The sequence below is a fragment of the Leucobacter chromiiresistens genome, assembly GCF_001477055.1.
Taxonomy (GTDB): Bacteria; Actinomycetota; Actinomycetes; order Actinomycetales; family Microbacteriaceae; genus Leucobacter; species Leucobacter chromiiresistens_A.
In genome coordinates, this window is the sequence record NZ_LDRK01000149.1 from 1 (window position 1) to 1,216 (window position 1,216).

Sequence of the window (1,216 nt, forward strand, 5' to 3'; positions counted from 1 at the left end):
GTCGGGGCGGGGGCGCCGGTCAGGGGGGCCGTGCAGAGCGGGCAGGTGGTCCAGGCGCCCTCGACGGTGACGGAGCAGGCGGCGCAGCGGCTCATGCGGGCGCCCCCGGGCCGGTGTCTCGGGCCCCCGGATCCGCATCGCCGGCGCCGCGGCTCCCGAGATCGGCGCCCCCGCCCCGACCGCGCACGGGCCCGGCGGAGCGGCCGGTGTCGAGTTCGGCGGCGAGCTCGTCGGCCGTGACGCGCGCCGCCGCGACGGTGACGTCGACGCCGCTGGCGGTGAGCATGCGCGCGAACGCCCGCACGTGGTCGGTCTCGACGAAGGGCGAGGTGAAGCAGACGGTCAGCTGCCCGGCGTGCGACATGGCGCAGAACTGCGGTCGCACGGCGGAGACGTGGAAGAGCAGGCGGCCCACCCGCGACTCCGCCGGCTCCGGCAGCACGACGCGGCCCAGGTTAGATACGGCGACGCTCAGCCCCCGGTTGTTGCCCCAGTTGATGAGGCGGAGGATCGCGTCCTTCAGCACGCGGGGGAGCACGCGCAGCAGCGGCGTCCGTTCGAAGCGGATGAGTCGGCGCAGCTTGCGTTCGAGGGCCTGGGGCGCGGCCTTGGGTCGGAACTGCGCCTCGAGGTCGCGGCAGATGGAGCCGAGGTCGTCTCCGGTGCCGTCGGCGGAGAAGGTGTGCTGCACGCGCACGGTGGCGAAGAAGTTGCGCGCGGAGGCCGACGGGAAGAACTGCCGCAGGTTGATGGGGATGGAGGCGGCGAGGGTGTCGGCGCGGCCGAGGGGGCCGATCGATTCTCGGAGCGCCCGGAAGAAGAGGGCCGTCAGGTACATGGTGAGCGAGGCCTGCTCGGCTCGGGCGAGCGCGAGCACCGCCTGCACTGGCATGGTGAGCTCGACGACGCGGGTGCGGTTGTCGGGGGTGCGCGTGCCGCGGATGCGGTGCACCCGCGACCGGGGCGCGCCGTTCGCGCTGCGGGCGCGCAGACGATCGGCGACGCGCGTGCGCACCGAGATGGGGGCGGACGCGGGATCGGCGGCGTCCGTCTGCGCCATCGGCGCGCGCCCGCGGTGGAAGTAGTGCGAGAAGCTGTCGGCGATGAGCTCGTGCGACGGCCTCGGCTCGGGGTCGATCGCGGCGGGCGGGGGATCGGCCGCAGGCGCCGAGGGGAGCCCCGATTCCCGGGCATCCGCGCCGGCGCCCCGCCCCCG

At 75.4% G+C, this 1,216-nt stretch carries 1 protein-coding gene; it reads right to left on the reverse strand.

Translation table 11 applies throughout. The features are described 5' to 3' along the window. Nucleotides 1–91: 91 nt before the first annotated feature. The coding region (locus NS354_RS12735; protein WP_058594812.1) for a hypothetical protein at nt 92–1,216 on the reverse strand (1,125 nt) is incomplete at its 5' end.